The organism is Halomicrococcus pelagicus (assembly GCF_051917725.1).
Taxonomy (GTDB): domain Archaea; phylum Halobacteriota; class Halobacteria; order Halobacteriales; family Haladaptataceae; genus Halomicrococcus.
On record NZ_JBQBLX010000007.1, the window covers coordinates 279,580 to 297,020 of the forward strand.

General features: G+C 60.3%; 14 protein-coding genes. 5 read left to right on the forward strand and 9 right to left on the reverse strand.

The features are described from left to right. Positions 1–34 precede the first annotated feature (34 nt). From ACTF4R_RS19200 to ACTF4R_RS19230, 7 genes are all read right to left on the reverse strand, one after another. The gene (locus ACTF4R_RS19200) at positions 35–1,120 is read right to left on the reverse strand and encodes an oligopeptide/dipeptide ABC transporter ATP-binding protein (RefSeq protein ID WP_440009869.1); all 1,086 of its coding nucleotides are present in this window, start codon (positions 1,118–1,120) and stop codon (positions 35–37) included. Next, positions 1,117–2,181 carry an ABC transporter ATP-binding protein gene (locus ACTF4R_RS19205; protein ID WP_440009871.1) on the reverse strand — a complete coding sequence of 355 codons (1,065 nt, stop codon included), beginning with the start codon at positions 2,179–2,181 and terminating at the stop codon, positions 1,117–1,119. Before ACTF4R_RS19205 ends, ACTF4R_RS19200 begins: the two co-directional genes overlap by 4 nt. Further along, complete coding sequence (locus ACTF4R_RS19210) at positions 2,182–3,207, reverse strand: ABC transporter permease (RefSeq protein WP_440009874.1); 1,026 nt, start codon at positions 3,205–3,207, stop codon at positions 2,182–2,184. Continuing rightward, on the reverse strand, positions 3,197–4,207 hold the full coding sequence (locus tag ACTF4R_RS19215; RefSeq protein ID WP_440009877.1) for an ABC transporter permease: 1,011 nt from the start codon (positions 4,205–4,207) through the stop codon (positions 3,197–3,199). The genes ACTF4R_RS19210 and ACTF4R_RS19215 overlap by 11 nt, the downstream gene beginning before the upstream one ends. 19 nt (positions 4,208–4,226) lie before the next feature. Then, a complete protein-coding gene (locus ACTF4R_RS19220; protein ID WP_440009879.1) occupies positions 4,227–5,993 on the reverse strand; it encodes an ABC transporter substrate-binding protein in 1,767 nt (588 codons plus the stop codon). A gap of 214 nt (positions 5,994–6,207) precedes the next feature. After that, on the reverse strand, positions 6,208–8,418 hold the full coding sequence (gene bglX, locus ACTF4R_RS19225) for a beta-glucosidase BglX (RefSeq protein WP_440009882.1): 2,211 nt from the start codon (positions 8,416–8,418) through the stop codon (positions 6,208–6,210). Between the two features lie 294 nt (positions 8,419–8,712). Beyond that, positions 8,713–9,690 carry a DMT family transporter gene (locus tag ACTF4R_RS19230; protein WP_440009884.1) on the reverse strand — a complete coding sequence of 326 codons (978 nt, stop codon included), beginning with the start codon at positions 9,688–9,690 and terminating at the stop codon, positions 8,713–8,715. Positions 9,691–9,923: 233 nt separating this feature from the next. Between ACTF4R_RS19230 and ACTF4R_RS19235 the strand changes: the two genes are divergently transcribed. Next, positions 9,924–10,721 (forward strand): helix-turn-helix transcriptional regulator, encoded by a 798-nt coding sequence (locus ACTF4R_RS19235; protein ID WP_440009886.1) that lies wholly within the window; start codon positions 9,924–9,926, stop codon positions 10,719–10,721. Between the two features lie 67 nt (positions 10,722–10,788). On the opposite strand, the gene ACTF4R_RS19240 is transcribed toward ACTF4R_RS19235, so the two are convergent. Continuing rightward, positions 10,789–14,412 (reverse strand): glycoside hydrolase family 97 N-terminal domain-containing protein, encoded by a 3,624-nt coding sequence (locus ACTF4R_RS19240; RefSeq protein WP_440009888.1) that lies wholly within the window; start codon positions 14,410–14,412, stop codon positions 10,789–10,791. Positions 14,413–14,751: 339 nt separating this feature from the next. On the opposite strand from ACTF4R_RS19240, the gene ACTF4R_RS19245 reads away from it, so the two are divergent. The 4 genes from ACTF4R_RS19245 to ACTF4R_RS19260 all read left to right on the forward strand — a co-directional run bounded on the left by ACTF4R_RS19245 (position 14,752) and on the right by ACTF4R_RS19260 (position 16,883). Then, positions 14,752–15,504 (forward strand): ThuA domain-containing protein, encoded by a 753-nt coding sequence (locus tag ACTF4R_RS19245; RefSeq protein WP_440009890.1) that lies wholly within the window; start codon positions 14,752–14,754, stop codon positions 15,502–15,504. A 201-nt stretch (positions 15,505–15,705) separates the two neighbouring features. After that, positions 15,706–16,026, forward strand: a complete 321-nt coding sequence (locus tag ACTF4R_RS19250) for a hypothetical protein (protein WP_440009892.1) — start codon at positions 15,706–15,708, stop codon at positions 16,024–16,026. Further along, complete coding sequence (locus ACTF4R_RS19255; protein ID WP_440009894.1) at positions 16,023–16,388, forward strand: cupredoxin domain-containing protein; 366 nt, start codon at positions 16,023–16,025, stop codon at positions 16,386–16,388. Before ACTF4R_RS19250 ends, ACTF4R_RS19255 begins: the two co-directional genes overlap by 4 nt. Positions 16,389–16,493: 105 nt before the next feature. Continuing rightward, positions 16,494–16,883, forward strand: a complete 390-nt coding sequence (locus ACTF4R_RS19260; RefSeq protein WP_440009896.1) for a DUF7344 domain-containing protein — start codon at positions 16,494–16,496, stop codon at positions 16,881–16,883. Between the two features lie 94 nt (positions 16,884–16,977). Here ACTF4R_RS19260 and ACTF4R_RS19265 read toward each other — a convergent pair whose 3' ends face one another. After that, positions 16,978–17,397 carry a VOC family protein gene (locus tag ACTF4R_RS19265; protein WP_440009899.1) on the reverse strand — a complete coding sequence of 140 codons (420 nt, stop codon included), beginning with the start codon at positions 17,395–17,397 and terminating at the stop codon, positions 16,978–16,980. Positions 17,398–17,441 lie beyond the last annotated feature (44 nt).

Genomic DNA, 17,441 nt, shown 5'->3' on the forward strand with positions numbered 1-17,441 from the left:
GTCGACTCAGACAGGCCGTCTTGGTCGGACATGCTCAGTCGGAGTCCGCGAGCGACGGTGCCTCAGATGCGAGTTCCTTGCTCTCCCAGTATTCGTGATCTGGATTCTGCCGGAAGCACGCAGCGTGATGTCCGTCGCCCTCGCTCATCTCCAGACTCGGACAGGAGGACGTACAGACTTCACGCGCCTCTGGACAGCGGGTGTGGAAGCGACAACCACTCGGCGGGTCGACGGGGTCAGGGATGTCGATCGCCCGTACGGGCGGGTCTTCGACCTCGTCCTCGGGGTCGATATCCGCGGTCGCCCATCGGAGAACCTTCGTGTACGGATGCTGCGGATTCTGCAGAACCTCCTCGGCAGAACCGATCTCCACCACCTCGCCGAGATACATGATTCCGATTCGGCCGCCGGCCTTCTGGGCGAGATAGCGGGCGTTCGAGAGATTGTGGGAGATAAAGAGATAGGAGGTGCCGAACTCCGCCTGTAATTCGAGCATCAAGTCCATCATCTCGATGCGGAGCGAGACGTCGAGCGCGCTCACTGCCTCGTCGGCGAGAATGAGGTCCGGATTCATGAGCAACGCCCTGACGAGCGCGATTCGTTGTTTCTCACCGCCGGACAGCTGGTGGGGATAGCGATGCGCGTAATCGGTCGCCGGTTCCATGCCGACGCGCTCGACCATTCCGTAGATATGGTCCCGCCGGTCGGCCTGAGTGAGGTCGGACTGCCACTTCTTGAGCGGTGCTTCGAGCGTTTTCATTACCGTCTGGTTCGGGTTGAGCGAACTCCCGGGGTCTTGGTGGATGATCTGAAGCGACTTCCGGATCTCTTCGAAGGGAACGTCGCCGTCACCGCGTTTCGCATCCCAGATATCCTGCCCGCGATAGCGTACCGAACCGCCGGTCGGTTTCTGGACGCCGATAGCCGTTTTTCCCAGCGTCGTCTTGCCACATCCAGACTCGCCGACGAGCACCACGACGTCCTCCTCGCCGATAGTGAGGTCGACGCCGTCGACGGCACCCACGACGTCCGGATCGTTCAGAACTGATTCGAGTAGCCCCTGGTCTTTCTCGAAATGGACTTCGAGATCTCGAAGTTCGACGACGGGGTCAGAGCTCATAGCTCACCCTCCAGTTCGTCTGCATCGAACGCTGTAGCGTCGGCTATGTCCTCCCAGTAGTGACAGGCGGCGTCGTGGTCGGGATGGTCGACGGACTGTAACTCCGGATCGTTTTTGTGGCACGTTTCGTCGGCAAGTGGGCACCGTGGTGCGTAGGTACATCCACTGGGGATGTTGACGGGATCTGGAGCAGTTCCCTCTATGGGCTTCATCGTTTCCAGTGGAGCATCGAGATTCGGCACCGCCTTCAGCAATGACCGCGTGTACGGGTGGCGAGCCTCCTCGACGACCGCGTCTGTCGGTCCCTGTTCTGCGACCTCGAACGCGTAGAGAACGCAGAGTCGGTCTGCGAGTCCGGCTACGAGTGGGAGGTCGTGCGTGATGAAGACGACAGTCAAATCGTGTTTCGTCTGCAGATCGTCGAGTAGAGAGAGAATCGACCGCTGCATCAGTAGATCCAGTGCAGCCGTCGGTTCGTCCATGACGAGGATTTCTGGGTCGAGTACGAGGGACAATGCGATGAGCGCACGCTGACTCATGCCTCCCGAGAGTTCGTGAGGATAGGAATCCAGCACTCGATCCGGGTCGAGGTAGAGGTCCGAGAGGAGTTCACGAGCACGGTCCATGCCGGTGCTCAGGTCCTCGTCGTGGGCGTCGAGCGTCTCCTCGAAGTGTTTCCCGACCTTCATAGTCGGGTTAAATGACGAGAGTGCACCCTGGAAGACCATCGAGATTTCCTCCCATCGGAGGCGCTTCAGTTCGTCGTCACTCAGATCGAGAACGTCGACTGGCTCTCCCTCTTCGGGATAATAGGTGATTTCACCCTCGAGCTGTCCCGGTTCTTCGACGGCGTTGAGCATCGACGACGCTAGCATCGACTTTCCCGACCCCGACTCGCCGACGACGCCAAGTATCTCGTTTCGCTTGACGTCGAGATCGACGCCGTTCAGAACGGTCGCTGCCCCTCGATCCATCTCGAACGTCACCGACGCATCGCGGATGCGGATAGCGACGTCTTCGTCCCTGCGCTGTGACTGCTGTCGTGTCGATCGTTGTGACATTTAGAGTGCACCTCCAGAATTGGTACTGACAGTGGTCTCGTCCGCGGTTCCGTCCCCGGAGGAATCGTCGGGCGTGTCGTCGGAATGACGGGCCCGAATACGGGGATTGAACAGGCGGTCTGCGCCCTGTGCAAACAGCGTCAGACCGAGCGAGAACAGGACGATGGTCAACATCGGCATGATGAGCCAGTGGGCAGTCTCTAAGGTGTAAAGAGCCCCTGCCGTCCGGTATGCGAGATTCATCATCTTCCCCCAGTTTGGAGCGTTCGTCGTGAGGATTCCGAGGAAGTAGAGGCCGACCGACCCGAAGATGACCGTCCTGGCCGCCTGAACGAAGTTCATCGTGATGTAGGGCATGAGGTTTGGAACCACGTCCTGCCTGAGGATGTTGCTCGTCGAGAGGCCCAGTACGCGGGAAGCTTCTACGTAGGACTCGTGACGTAACGAGAGCACCTCTGAACGAATTGCACGGGCGAGTCCAGCCCACGCATTGATGCTGAGTACGATACCGATCACGAACGGACTCTTCGGATCGATAATAACTGCGAGAACGATGACGAGCGGTAACCCTGGAATCGTCATCGCGATGTCGGTGATGGTCATGAGAGCACTGTCCACAGTCCCGCCTTTGTAGCCGGCGAGCGTCCCGACGATCGTCGCTACGGTGACCGTGAATACAGCGCCTGCGAACACCATTTTTAACATGTACGGCGTCGCGTGAACGATCTGAGCCAGGATGCCGCGTCCGAGGCCATCGGTTCCCAGCGGGAACGCCATCGTCTCGAACGGGGCAAGGAGTCGCTCACCTTGATTTGCTTTCGGTTGTCTCACAACCGCAACGCCGACGGTCCCCATCAGGAAGTACAAGAAGATGATAAACGAGCCGAAACGAGCACGCTTGTCCGTCCAGACGATTCTGAGTGGAACCAGAAGGTACTGTTCGACCCGCTGGTGCAACCGTTCTACTCTCGTCTCGGTCGACGCTTCGGTAACGTCGAACTGGGATGTGCTCGTCTCAGATTCCATCTGAACCACCACTTTCGATACGGGGGTCTAGTTTACTGTACGTCAGGTCGGCGATGAAAATCCCGACGACAACTGCAAGCGTAATGAGCAAGAATCCACCCATCATCACTGGATAGTCGCGGTGATCGATCGCCCGAACCAGATAGTAGCCGACACCGGGATAGGAGAAAATCTGTTCGAGGATGACTGAACCGCCAAACGCCATCCCGATCGAGATCATCAAACCGGTGTACATGGGAAGAAGTGCATTCCAGCCGACGTACCGGAAGGCGATCCGCCGTTCGGAGAGTCCCCGCAACCGAGCGACACGGAGATAGTCCTTCCCGAGGATGCTGATGCTGTTGCCGCGCATCGTGAGTGCCCAGCCACCAAATCCCGTGATGGCGAGCGAAAGCACCGGTAATGCGGCGTGATACAGGACACTACTCAGAAAGGTGAGGGAAAACCCGGGCTGGACTCCCGACCCGTAGCGGCCGCCGGTCGGAAACCAGCCGAGTTGGTAGCCCAGGGTGTAGACGAACAGGATTGCGGCGACGTAGTATGGTGTCGAACTCAACACCAGCGAGACGATCGATCCGCTGATGTCGAAGGTAGACCCTTCACGGTACGCTAAAACGGCGCCGAGTGAGACGCCGACTCCGAACATGAGCAGCAGGGCTAGTGTCATGATGAGAATCGTCCATGGGAGCGCGTCCCCGAGGATGGCCATGACGGGAACGTCTCTCCAGATCGATCTACCGAAGTCGCCCTGGAGTATCGAACTGAGGTAGTTGAGGTACTGTACGTACAGCGGGTCGTCGGGTTGGATGTTCGTGTAAGTAGCGAGCCGCTGGTTGATTTCGGCCATCGACATGTCCGCGTTGCGTTTGATGAGTTGTGCTCGTAGCGCGTCGACCGGTCCACCGGGCATGAGCCGCGTCAACCCGAACGAGAGCGAAGTCACTGCGAAGACGGTAAACAGGGCCCGGCCGAAACGCTTGATGATATACGAAGTTGACATTGCTAGACGGAAGGTTTCCTCACTTCGTCTTGGCAGTCAGTTCGCCAGTCCGGGGCAGCCACGACGTCGGCCAGTAGACGGACATGCTCTTGCTGTTCTGACTCGGTACGTTCCAGTCGTCTTTCGTGACGAAGCTCTGCGCGAGTTTCTCCTGAATGGGGAGAACGGGGAGCGTCTGGTTGACGACCCAGGCGAGCTTCTGTACCCGTTGTTTCGTTTTCTTTCCGGGCTTCGCCGTGAGGAGGCTTTCGACTTCCTTCGCGACGTCGACCTCCTGCGATCCTCCACCGGAACCGTTGAGCGAGGGCACGGAGACCGTATCGGGATAGTTGTACACGTTGTCAGCAGCCGAGCTGTCCAACTGGAACTTGAGATGGAAGTACGGATGCGAGTGTAGTCGCGCCGACCAACCACCGGCGGCGAGCACGAAGTTACCCTTGGCAAAGTCCTTGCCCCAGAACGTCGACGTGCTTCGAGAGACCAGTTTCGCGTCGATACCGAAGCTCTGGAGCTGACTCACGATCGTCTCGGATGCCGTTACCCAGTCGGTGTACCCCGAGGGAACCTTGAACGGAGCTTTCAGCGTGTTACCGTTACTGTCGACCCACGTTCCAGACTGTCTCTCGAACCCGGCGTCTTTGAGCAACGACGCCGCCTTCTGTGTGCTCGTCTGGTATTTATTGAACTTGCCGGCGCTGTTGCCGAGCCACTCGTCGGTATTTGCGGGGACAGCACTGGGTAGGTCGACTGGGACTTTCGTGTCGCCACCGGAGTTCTGTGCGACCTGCTCGCGGTCGATGACGTGAGCGACGGCCTGCCGGACGTTCCGCTGGCCGAAGTGCTTGTGGTCGTGCTGGAACGTCACTCCGAAACCGCTGTTTGTCGGAATCTTCGCCCGAACGACGCTTTTCGGGAACTTCTCGCGGACGTTCTTCGGGACGAACATCTGAGCCTGTCCGTCTAGCTCGTTGTTCATCAGCGCCTGCCAGCGCTTCTGGTTCGACGGGAAGTACTTGTAGACGACTCGGGGGAAGTTGATGTTGCCGGCCTGTGGGTGTTTCTCGAACTTCGTGAGCGTGAACTGCTGGCTCGTCGCCGTCTTCAACTCGAAGGGTCCGTTGCCGATTGGCTCTTCTATCGTCCGACTGCTCAAGTTCGATTGCGCTGTGCTCTTCTCGGAGTCGCTCGATGCAGACTCGAACTCCTGAAGATGCTTCTCGAATAGACTCTTCTTGACAGTGAGTCGCTTGTTCCGGAACGTTTCGAGGAAGACGTCCGGGTTGATTTCACTCGTCAGTGTGAGCTTCGCGGACTGGTCGCCCGTTACCTCCGCGGACTCCAGAAACTTCGTCATTCCCATGAACTTCTCTAGGCGGAGCTGTGCCACCAGATCGTCCGCCGTCACGGAATCACCGTCGTGCCACTGCTGTTTCCGGGTTTTCAGCGTGACGGTCTTGCCGTCGATCGACCAGTCGGTGAGAAGATTCGGCTCGAACTCATTTTTCTTGGCGTTGTATCTGACGAAGGCGTCGTAGAGCATTCGTGATGCGTCGCCTGGCCAGTTTTTCGAGTTGAACGAGTTGTACTGGGCGTCTTTCGGCACGAGCCACTCCGAGAGGGTTAGCTCCGGGTCGGTCGGCTGTCCGTTGCCGTTCGAATTCTGGGAGTCGTTGGACGACGTTCCAGCGCAACCGGCGAGACTCGCGATTCCGACGGTGCCTGCTGCTTCTAGTGTTCGACGGCGGCTCCACTTCCATTCTCCATCATCGTTTGTTTTGTCGCGCATGACTATGGGACTCTATCCCACCTACTAAAGAGTTATGTTGAGATAGTACTACAAAATACATTCAAATGTACCAGCTGTGACAGTAGTGTTTCGAAAGCGCTCGTTCCGTCTTATGGGATTATAGCCGAATCACGTAAAGAACCACTTTCCGATCACCGGGAAACGAATCGTCTGCTTTGAACAGAAAGCACAATCCACGGTGGCCGATTGTTGCTCACTCACACAATTCGAACCTCTCAGTTGCTCTGACATCCGCTGCTGACCGTGCGACCATCACCTCGAACTCGCCAGGTTCAGCCGCTACCTCGTCGTCTGCAGTCCAAAAGGCGAGGTCGTCTTCAGTCAGCCGGAACGTGACCGTCTCGCTCTCGCCCGGGCTCAATGACACACTCTCGAAACCAGCGAGCTCCTTCACGGGACGCGAGCGACTACCCACCAAATCGTGCGTGTAGAGCTGGACGACCTCGTTCCCTTCCTGGTCGCCAGTGTTCGTGACTCGCACGTCCACCGCGAGCGATTCCTCCCGCTCGATCACGTCGTTCGAGAGCGTGAGCTGGTCGTACTCGAATTCGGCGTAGCTGAGACCGTGACCGAACGGAAACAGGGGATCGTTTTGCGTTTCCATGTACGAGGTCGCCCAACCAGGTTCGGCCGTTTCCGCCGGACGACCAGTCGGCAGATGATCGTAATGTACTGGACACTGACCGACGTTCCGCGGAAAACTCATCGGCAGCCGACCCGACGGGTCGTGACCACCGAACAGGACGTCTGCAACAGCGTGACCCGCCTGCGTCCCAGGGAACCACGCCTCGAGAATCGAAGAAAGGTGCTCGTCCATCCACGGGATAGCGAGTGGACGACCATTGAAGAGAATGCTCACGACGCTGGTCGCTGTCGAGTCAAGCGCTTCGAGAAGTGTCTGTTGCTCGCCGGGAAGGTCAATAGCGGTTCGACTACGACACTCGCCAGAGAGTTCCCAGTTCTCGCCGACTGCGACTAGCGCCACGTCGGCATCACGAACGGCGTCAACGGCTTTCTGCTGAGATTCCTCGGAGACGGCTCCGGAGCGATCACACCCCTTAACGTACCGGACCTCAGTCTCGTCGCCGACTGCCTCCTTCACTCCGTCGAGGACCGTTACTGCGTCCTGGGACCGACCACGGGCACGCCAGTTGCCGAGCATATCGTCCGGACTGTCGGCGAGTGCGCCAACGACCGCAATCTCGTCGTAGTCGTCCGTGAGCGGCAGGATATCCTGTTCATTTTTCAATAGAACCAGCGAGTCGCGCGCCACCTCCCGTGCTACGCTCCGATGCGAATCTTGCCGCATCGTCGCTGCCTTCCGCTCTTCGTCAAAGTATCGGAACGGATCCTCGAAGAGTCCGAGTTTGAACTTGTAGCGGAGGACGCGCCGCACCGCGTCGTCGACCGTCGATTCGTCGACGATACCATCCTCGACGAGACGAGTCAGCGAGTTCGAGAAGACGTGACCGACCATGTCCACGTCCGAGCCGGCTTTAACCGCTTTCTCCGCAGCTTCGGACTCGTCTGCCGCCACTCCGTGATAAATGAGCTCTCGGATGGAGTTCCAGTCTGAGACGACGAACCCTTCGAAGTTCCAGTCGTCTTTGAGCGTCCCAGAAATGAGGGACTCGTCTACACCAGCAGGTATTCGATCGTATGCCGTGAACGCGTTCATTACCGTCGCAACGCCTTCGTCGACCGCTGCCTCGAATGGCGGAAGATGTACGTCTCGAAGCGTACTCTCGGAGATGTCGACCGTGTTGTACTCGCGGCCGGCCTTCACCCCGCCGTATCCGGCGAAGTGTTTGGCACAAGAGAGAACCGTATCCTCTGCGGACACGTCTTCACCCTGCAGTCCACGCACTCGTGCTCGGGCGAGTTCGCTCGCCAGATAGGGGTCTTCGCCACTGCTCTCCATCGCTCGACCCCACCGTGCATCGCGCGTGACGTCGACTGTCGGGGCGAAGGTCCAGTGGATACCTGCCGCTGCCGTCTCAGTACCGGCGACTTGGGCCGCATCTTCGACCAGGTCTGGGCTCCAGGTGGCAGCTTCCCCGAGTGGTATCGGGAAGATAGTTCGAAAGCCGTGGACGACGTCGAATCCAAAGAGGAGAGGTATGCCAAGTCTCGACTCCTCGATAGCGATTCGTTGATACTGGCGACGATTTTCGAGTCCGTCAACGTTCAACACCGACCCAACCCGTCCTGACTTGATTTCAGCTTCAAGATCGACGTCGTCGACTGCTGGTCCGGTCTGGTCCGAGCCGTTAAGCTGATTCAACTGCCCGACCTTCTCTTCTAGCGTCATCTCTGCGAGTAGCGACTCGATCTTGTTCGCCAGATTCGACCCCGTATTTTCGGCAATCATACTAGATGATAGAGACGATTTTTCGTTCGTCATGAATCGTGCCTGCCTCACCTTCGCTATTCTGATTACTTAGTTCATCATGTTTGTCCGATTCCTCACCGTCCCTGTTATCAGCGATTCTCGGTAGTGCGGCTCCTCCGTCCGAACGAGTATCACGACCGGCTTCGACACGACAATGCGTCGAACGCAGGCGGGAACTGACCGAACGTTCGCCGGGTCCGAACGAACGCTCATGCGATTGGAGCCTGACCCACTCCCACAGAACACAACCCATCCGGCGTTGGCGTAATACATCCGGAGTGCCAGCGACTGCCGAGGTGGACGACCTCAGGACTGTTCGGGGTTTCTCGAGTGCTCCGGCATCGACGCCGAGGCGTCGTCCCCACCCTCGACCGCGAAAGCCGGGAGGACATCGTGGACGTCGATGGAGTCGCTCCCGAGCACGACGAACCCGAGGAGGATCGTCAGGAAGCCCGCGACGGCGAGTCCCGAAATCACCTCTCCGAGGAGCGCCCAGCCACCGAGACTGGCGACGACCGGGACGACGTAGAAGGCGAGGTTAGCGCGGATCGCGCCCGCTTCGTCGATGAGACCGAAGTAGGCGACGTACGCGATTGCGCCGGCGAAGAGTCCGACGTACGCGAGGGCGAACAGGGCTTCCGACGTCCAGACCACCGACGCGGCCGACTCGCCACGCCACCAGCTCAGACCGTGCGTGAGAACGGCAGCGATGGGGAGGGCCCAGGCAGTCCGGACGGTGCTCGAGACGGTGCTGTCGGCTCGCCGAATGAGGACGCTACCGAGCGCCCCACTCGCCGCCCCGGCGAACAGGATCGACTTCCCGACGATGCCGCCAGTCAGGTTTCCCGGGTCGGGATTCACGACGAGAACGACGCCGGCGAGAGCGAGCACCATCCCGGCCGCCTCCCGCGTCGAGAGCCGTTCGTCCGCGAGGAGGACCGCGGCGAACACCGGCGTCAGTATCGGGTTGAGGCTGAACATGATCGCGCCCACCGCGCTGGTCGTGTACTGCTGGCCGACGAACAGCAACGCGTTCGTCAGGCCGATGGCGAAGACACCGGTCGCGAGGATACTCGCGATGTCGCCAGCGGTCCGCGGTAGGAGTTGCTCCCGCGGAATCGCGTAGACCGCGTAGAGAGCGACCGCAACTGTCGCAATGTCGTACCGTAGTGCGACGAACAGGAGCGGCGGGAAGTAGTCGAGACCGGCCTTCGTCGCGACGAACGTACCACCGAAGAGGATACTCGTCGCCGCGAAGAACGCGAGCGTGCGACGCCCGATCATCTTACGGAACCACCTCGACGGTTTCGCGACAGCCAGGCCGGGCCGTCGTATCGGTAGTTGGGGTCATCTTACTTCCGAATAGGACGGTCGGCCTTATAGTTCCGTTCAGGAAAATTTTCGCAGTAAGAAAAACGCTGCCGGCGGTAAAATACGGCCTGCCGCTGGTGGGTTGCGCACCATGAAAGATTTTTAACGTGCGAAAACGGTTTCCCTCGTCGGCGACCAGAACCGACATGGAAGAGGAACTGGCGGACATCGAGTTTCTCGCACTCTCGGCCAATCGGGTCACGGTACTCACGGTCCTCTCGGAGAGCGCACGGACGCGTCGCGAGCTCGCAGACGCCACCGACGCCTCGCAAGCGACGATCGGTCGCATCCTCCACGACTTCGAGGAGCGTTCCTGGATCGAACGGGACGACGGCGAATACGTCGCGACGCCGACGGGCGCGCTCGTCGCGGACGGGTTCGCGGAGATGCTCGACATCTTCGAAGTCGAGGCGAAACTTAGGGACGTCGTGGAGTACCTGCCGGCCGACGCGCTGGATTTCGACCTCCGGCATCTCGCGGCCGCGACCATCACGGTACCGAGCCAGACGCGGCCGAACGCTCCGGTACAACGCGTCCTCGATCTCATCCGCGACGCCGACGACGTCCGCGTGTTCTCCCACGCGTTTAACGTGCAGAGTCTAACCGTCGTCGAAGAGCGAACGACCGCCGGCGAGCAGGCATTCCAGGGCGTCTTCTCCCGGAACGTCCTCGACGCACTCGCCGAGGACTCCAGACTCCGTCGTCGACTCGCCTCGCTGCTCGAGACCGACGGCGCGGACGTACGAATCTGCGAGGAGGAGATTCCGCTCGCGGTGACCGTCGCCGACGACGTCGTCCACCTCCTGCTGCGCGACGAGAACGGCGTTCTCCAGGCGTCGGTCGACACCGATGACCCGGCCGTAAAACAGTGGGCCGACGAGACCTTCGCCCGGTACCGGGACGCCGCGACCCCGCTCGATCCGGGAACCCTCGAGGAGGTTTGATTGCGGAGTCTCCGAGTTCGGCAAAGCGTCTCGGTCGATAGGGTCGAAAAGCGACGACCAGCCCGGTTCAGGAACTGTCGTAATTAGGCCGGACGGGACCCAGCGGTCCCGCGTAGATACCGCCGCCTCCGAACGCGTCGTAGACCCTGATCGCGATGACGTTTTCACCACCGTAGTTGACGTTCTCGGCCGGCACCGAGTACTCTCTCGCCACCTGCCACGCCGTACTGAAGCCGTCCTCGGGGAAAGTTCCGCTCTGGCCGATCGCGTTCCCGTTGAAGAACGTCTGGTCGACGTCGTCGATCTTGCCCACCGGTAGTATCAGGTCCTCTCCGTAGTCCTCCCAGGACTCGGGGATGGTGATCGTTTTTCGGTACCACCCGAAGACCTGATCTTCGGTGTACCCCGAGTGGTCTTCCCAGCTCGCAGGTAGTTCGACACGCTCCCAGTCGCCGTCGTCGTAGTCGGGGGCCGCCCAGGCCGCGTCGTCGCCCCTGTGGAACAGCCAGGTGGAGGAGAGCGGCATCGCCGGTAGGATCCGGATCGTCTGCGCTGGGAGCGCCTCGTCCAGCGACCGCCCGATTCGAATCTCGTGATCGCCGGACGAGAGATAGGGTAGCTCGAACTGCACGGTGCTCTCGCTCTCGCCGGGGGCCAGCCGGACGAACGTGGCCTCGACTTCCTCGCCGTCGATGAAGACGCTCAGCTCCTCTCCGCCGATGACCGACCCGGAGTTCGTCCCCGAGATTCCGACGCTGATCGACTGCCCGGAGACTCCGACCTCCGGCGCTTCGAAGGAGACGTACTCCTGCTCGGGCGGTTCGTAGTCGGGAAGCTCCTTCATGTCCGTCGCGTTCACTGGCCGCAGTCGGATCGCTTGGCCGCCGCTGGCGGCCATCGAGGCGAGGACGGTCGTGTTCGGGTCGACGATCTGCTCGTCGGCCCACACGTCAGTGGGGTTCTCGTCGTAGCGGGCGTCGCTTCCGTCGGAGTAAATATCGGCGACGTGCTTCGGGCCCTCTGCCTCGCCGTTCTTCCCGGGATTGAGGAAGTCCAGCGGAACGTCGACGGCGCGACCGTCCCCGTTGGTCATCGCGCCGACGTACCACTCGTCGGCCTTCCGTCGAGCGGTAACGATGTACTCCCCTATTTCGGCATCGACGACGACCGTGTCGTCCCAGCCGCCTGCGGGTACCTTCTCGAGGAACTCGAACTCGGTCTCCGTCTCGAAGTTCTCGTTCCCCGGAGTGTATCCCGCGTAGCTGTCCGGAATCGGCGATTCAGCGCCGCTCTCCGTGACGGCTACCGTGTTGAGGTTGAACCCACCGACGTCGCCGGTGAACGTCTCTCCGGAGTCGTCGTAGTGCAGTTCGATGGCGATAGCGTTCTCGCCCTCGGTGAGTTCGACCTGCGTCGTGAACACCTGCCAGTCGTCCCAGTACTCCGTGAACGACGGCTTGATCGTCTCGGTCGAATCGTTCACCCGGAGGGTTGCTCGCGTCTCGCCGGCTTCGACCACTCGGGGCGCGTTCTCTTCGGGCGCGCTGGCGTACCGAAGGTGCAGGTCGTACGTCCCGTCGGACGGCACGTCCGTGACCGTCCACGAGACCGAAGAACCAGACGGCACCCGACCCGGGTCGACCGCGACGTAGTTGGTCCCGAACGCGTTGCGCCACTCGTCGCCCGTGACGAACCCGTCGAGGTCTCCGGTAGCCGCCTGCAGGAGTTCACCGACCGACAGTTCCGGATTGATGTAGGCCTCGATGCGGTCGGCGGCCATCTGCAGACCGGCGTTGTAGTTCGGATACATCGCGAGCTGTTTCGCCCTGGTCGTCTGGATCTGCCCGCCGGTGTCGTCGTTGAAGGTGATATCGAAGATACCCGGCTGGTAGCTCGCCGGGCCGGCCAGCATCCGGGTGAACGGCAGCGTGACGTGGTGGTCCCGACCGACGTCCGAGCCGAGCGCACCGAAGCCGTCGTACTCCTGTGCTTTGACCGTTTCAGTGGACGCCAGGTTTGGATACGTGCGGCGTTTCCCGGTGGGTTTGTCGGCTTCGTGGCGCTCCAGCAACTGTCGGTTTCCGGCCGCTTCCCGTGCGACCAGTTCGTGGTGGTTGACCGCGATCTGACAGTGGTGGTTTATGGTCGCCGTCCCGCCGTCTCCCTCGTGGCCGATTCCGTCGTCGTTGACGTAGCCGTTCTTGATGCTCCGGATACCGTTGTCCTCGTAGTACCGGAAGATGTCGTCGTTCAGGATCTGGTCCTCGTAGGTGACGAGGTTCCCGGCCGTCTCGTTGTGGGCGGTCATCTCGACGCTCGGCGTGAGCGACTGCCCGTAGTCGGTAACCTCGTCCAAGTCGAAGTCCGGGTACGACTGGTCGAAGTCCATCGTCACCCCGGAACCGGGGAAGCTGTCCCAGCCCTGGTTCCATCCCTCGACGAGCACGCTATCGATGTCGTTCTCGCTGGCGAACTGCATGTATCGCTTCATCCGCTCGGTGCGGGCACCGTGAACGTACGCCGCCGGGTCGTTCCCGTTCGCCTCTATCTCAGCGTCGGGTTTGTACTCCCAGTGGGCGTTCCCTGCGATCATCGTCCACCAGATGCCGACGTACTTCCTGGGTGTAATCCAGCTCGTGTCGGGTTCGCCGTCGACGGTCGGCAGGACCGATTCGTCCAGTTCGTCGTTGAGGAGCGGAATCAGCGACGATTCCACGAGGTCGCTCGGACTCGTTCCGAGCTGTATCGTCCGCCAGGGGGTCACTGCCGGGGTTTTGGTCGACACCTTCGTTCCGTCGGGGAGTGGCGCGAGTTCCGCCGCGAAGTCCGTCGCACCGCCGTCAGATCGGGGAGCAAGCGACATCGTTGCGTAGTCCGTGAGGTCCGCTTCGTGGATACTCAGGTACGCGTCCTCGCCGGCCTTGACGGTGAACGGCGTGTGCGCACCGTTTCGAATGGTGTTGTCGTTCGGTCGGATGGTTCGCGTGCCGGATTCGACGCCGCTGAGCTTCGTCTCCTGGTACTCCTGCTCGAACCGGGGATTGACGAACTCGTTTCTGATCCACCAGGCCGTGTAGTCACCGGCGAAGTTGAACTGGGTGTTCTCGGAGGTGATGACAGCGTTTCCGCTGTTGCTGGCAAAACCGTCGTTGAGTGCGAACCGGAATCCCAGTCCGTCGTTGAACACGCGAATCTCCAGATTCGCTTCTCGACTCGGCGCGCTCGTCTCGGCCAACCCGACGCGGAGGAACGCGTAGTCCTCCGAGACGGTGGCGTACTGGTCCCACAGTGGATTCCACGTTTCGGTGGACGTACCGGTTTCACTGCCCGTTATCGTGATATTCGTGCCAGCTGTGCCCTCTGCCGCGGCACCGAACGTCGGCTGGTTCTGGAATTCGAAGCCAAGCGTCGAGGACTGGAGATACGTCGTCCCGTTGAACGAGACGGTGTAGGCAGGTACGTCCCCGGAAACGTCGAGCGTAACCCGGATGCTGCCGTCTGGGGACGTGACAGTCTGTTTGTCCGTGTCGTTCCTGTTCGAGATCGTCGCGGAGACTGCGTCGGGTACCTCTGCAGTGTATGCAGCGGCGGCGAGTAATCCAGTGACTCCTCCGAGGAAGTTCCGTCGGTCGAGTCGAGTGGACTCTAATTCTTTACTACATTCCTCATCATTATCTGGATTGGGTGACATACACACACCATTTTCTGGGCAAGCATATAAATGAATTATTGAAAAGCTCTTATATTTTTTATCTTGTTATTGTAATATTTGTTCTCGTTCGTCGCTGGAAGTCCCGGCGCAATTCGTCCCGACGCTCGTCCGGAACGAACCAGTCGAGGTAGCGGTACTCGATCCGGTTCCAACGTCGTGCCGAGGGACCCTTCGAACGTCGCTCGCACGAGGAGATACGAGTCGGGATTCACCAGTTTGCATCGTCGATGTGCACCTGACCCGATATGGATGGAGCCAGCACCGGTGAGTGTTGTTCAGGGAGGCACGCTTATACGAGGTCTAGCCAAACGAGGAAGCATGTCGAACGACGTTCGCGTCACCGTCTGGAACGAGTACGTCCACGAGCAAGAGAACGAGACGGTCGCCGAGATATACCCCGACGGCATTCACGCCGTCGTCGCCGATGCGCTCCGCGAGGGCGGGTTCGACGTGGAGACCGCAACGCTACACGAACCCGAACACGGACTCTCCGAGGAGGTCCTCGACGAGACCGACGTCCTCACGTGGTGGGGGCATGCCGCCCACGACGAAGTCGACGACGCGGTCGTCGAGCGGGTGAAGTCCCACGTCCTCGACGGAATGGGGCTCGTCGTGATGCACTCGGGACACTTCTCCAAGATATTTCGTGAGCTGATGGGGACTAGCTGTGCGCTGAAGTGGCGTGAAGCCGCCGAGACCGAGCGGCTCTGGGTGACGAATCCCGCCCACCCGATTGCCGACGGCATCGACGAGTACATCGAAGTTCCCGACGCCGAGATGTACGGCGAGCACTTCGACATTCCCGAACCTGACTCGCTCGTCTTCACCTCCTGGTTCGAGGGAGGCGAGGTGTTCCGGTCGGGTTGTTGTTACTATCGCGGCGAGGGTCGGATCTTCTACTTCCGACCGGGCCACGAAGCGTATCCCGTCTATCACCAAGACGAGATTCGACAGGTGCTCCGCAACGCCTGCGAGTGGGCTACGCCGAACGAGGACGGACCGGAGGTCGTCCGTGGGAACCACACCGCCATCGAGGAAATCGACTCGTCGGACGACCGGACAGTCCACTGAACCCGTTGGTCGACGAACGTAGCCTCACCTCCTTCGACGCTCCCGGCAGACGCTACACCGGACGGTAACCGAACGAAAGCGGCCAGCAGTACCGGACCCCGTTCTGGCAGCGATCGGAGCAGTCGGAATCAGTCCCCTCTATCGAATCGCGGGCGACGAGGTCGTATTCGGTCGATCGAGAGTGGTGTGTGAACAATCATCGTGGTTTACTACGGCGGCGTCGCACCCCCGACCAGGGGTAGAGGAAATGACACGCAACGACCCGTTCGATGGGGTATCGAAGCGAGATTTCTCGAATCGATCGGCGTCGTCGGGACTGTGGTGGACATCGGCGGCGTCACAGTCGGACAGGAGACGACTGTCGAGGAAGAAACGACGGCCGCCGAGACACGAGACGCGATACCGATTCTCCTCGCGGCGAGGGAAGCCACTGGTTCGGTCTCCCACCGGAGCCGATTCACGGGGAGGAGAACCCGAGGTTCTCGCTATGGACGGGCCAGAAGTACGAAATCACGTGGATGAATCTGGACGGCGTCGAGCACGAACTCATCATCGAGGACGCCGACGGCAAGGCGCTCGTAGAAAGTGACTCTGCGACCGAGCAGGGCGCAACTGTCTCCGTGACGTTCACTGCCGACGAGGCGATGGCCGAGTACTACTGCGAGTACCACCCCCAGGACATGCGCGGCGACGTGGAACTGGGGACCGGATTCGAGCACCGACGACGGACACGGCAAACGAGACGACCATTGAGGAAGACGGCGGGGGCTACTACGACGCCTGACGGCGGAGACGACCGAGACACGTCACGCTCTCGCCCACTCGACGTTGCCGCCGTCCTCAAGGGAGAAACGGCGAGTCCACCGTGGACGACAGCTTCGTGACCCGACGCTAGCAGATGCGCTAACCAGAACTACGAGTCGTTTTATCGGAGAGTGGAGACGGAAGCCAGCGAAATCCTTATTGAACGAACGAACAGTTGACCGGGTATGGTCGTCGGCATGGCACAAGAACTGACAGTAGTCGTCCTGAGTCTCCTCGACGATCTCGCACTCGTTCTTTCGGGAGGACTCGACGACTCCCTGCTATTTTCGAGCGGATTCGGTGCCTTCACTCATCCCGTTCGTCAAAAGGTTCTGGCGCTCCTCGCCGACGACGGGTCACTGACTCGCGCAGAACTCGCGGAGAAGCTCGTGCGAGACGAGGACGTTTCCTACGAGCGCGTCGAGCGTCTGGAGGTGGCCCTGCATCACAACCATCTCCCGAAACTGGAAGACTACCAGTACATCGAGTACGATGCCCGGAAGGGTGACGTGGTCCTCTGGGAGGACCCGGAGACGGTGAGGGGATTACTCGATTCGAAACGACCGCACGCGTAGGATTCGCACTCCTGTGGCGCTGCAAACGACGGAGGCGCAATACGGGTTGTGATGTGTTTACCTTCCCCGCAATTACGCAATACGGAAGTACACTCTAGGTTTCGAGGATTTCGATCAGGTTCCCGTCGGGGTCTCGTAGGAAGAAAATCCGCGTTCCGCTTTCGGTCGTCTGTGGTTCGCTGATCGTTTCGACGTCGTCCGGGAGATTCGCGTAGAACTGGTCGATGTCGTCCGTTTTCAGTCCGAGGTGTTTCGCCCCGTCGTCGTACACCTCTCCGCCGCTCACGTCGTCGCCGTCGGTTTCGTACTCGACGAGTTCGATACGCGCCGTGTCGGCCGCGAGATGCGCGAAATGACCAGTGGCCGTTTCGTCGTCGATAGCCGTCGCGAGCGCATCGCCGGAGAGCGTGTACTGGTCGATAACGTCGAACCCGAGCGCATTACGGTAGAACTCCACCGAGCGGTCACGGTCGGTTACCGAAACGCCGTGGTGGTGTAGACTGGGCTGTCCCATGTTTCTACCACCGTCCCCGAGTTCAAAACTCTTCGTCCGACGTT

Coding starts and splice junctions, on each gene's coding strand:
- ACTF4R_RS19245 (WP_440009890.1), top strand. CDS start 14,752: ATGTCGAACGACGTTCGCGTCACCGTCTGGAACGAGTACGTCCACGAG.
- ACTF4R_RS19205 (WP_440009871.1), bottom strand. CDS start 2,181: ATGTCACAACGATCGACACGACAGCAGTCACAGCGCAGGGACGAAGAC.
- ACTF4R_RS19235 (WP_440009886.1), top strand. CDS start 9,924: ATGGAAGAGGAACTGGCGGACATCGAGTTTCTCGCACTCTCGGCCAAT.
- ACTF4R_RS19255 (WP_440009894.1), top strand. CDS start 16,023: ATGAATCTGGACGGCGTCGAGCACGAACTCATCATCGAGGACGCCGAC.
- ACTF4R_RS19265 (WP_440009899.1), bottom strand. CDS start 17,397: ATGGGACAGCCCAGTCTACACCACCACGGCGTTTCGGTAACCGACCGT.
- ACTF4R_RS19210 (WP_440009874.1), bottom strand. CDS start 3,207: ATGGAATCTGAGACGAGCACATCCCAGTTCGACGTTACCGAAGCGTCG.
- ACTF4R_RS19230 (WP_440009884.1), bottom strand. CDS start 9,690: ATGATCGGGCGTCGCACGCTCGCGTTCTTCGCGGCGACGAGTATCCTC.
- ACTF4R_RS19240 (WP_440009888.1), bottom strand. CDS start 14,412: ATGTCACCCAATCCAGATAATGATGAGGAATGTAGTAAAGAATTAGAG.
- bglX (WP_440009882.1), bottom strand. CDS start 8,418: ATGACGAACGAAAAATCGTCTCTATCATCTAGTATGATTGCCGAAAAT.
- ACTF4R_RS19260 (WP_440009896.1), top strand. CDS start 16,494: ATGGTCGTCGGCATGGCACAAGAACTGACAGTAGTCGTCCTGAGTCTC.
- ACTF4R_RS19215 (WP_440009877.1), bottom strand. CDS start 4,207: ATGTCAACTTCGTATATCATCAAGCGTTTCGGCCGGGCCCTGTTTACC.
- ACTF4R_RS19220 (WP_440009879.1), bottom strand. CDS start 5,993: ATGCGCGACAAAACAAACGATGATGGAGAATGGAAGTGGAGCCGCCGT.
- ACTF4R_RS19200 (WP_440009869.1), bottom strand. CDS start 1,120: ATGAGCTCTGACCCCGTCGTCGAACTTCGAGATCTCGAAGTCCATTTC.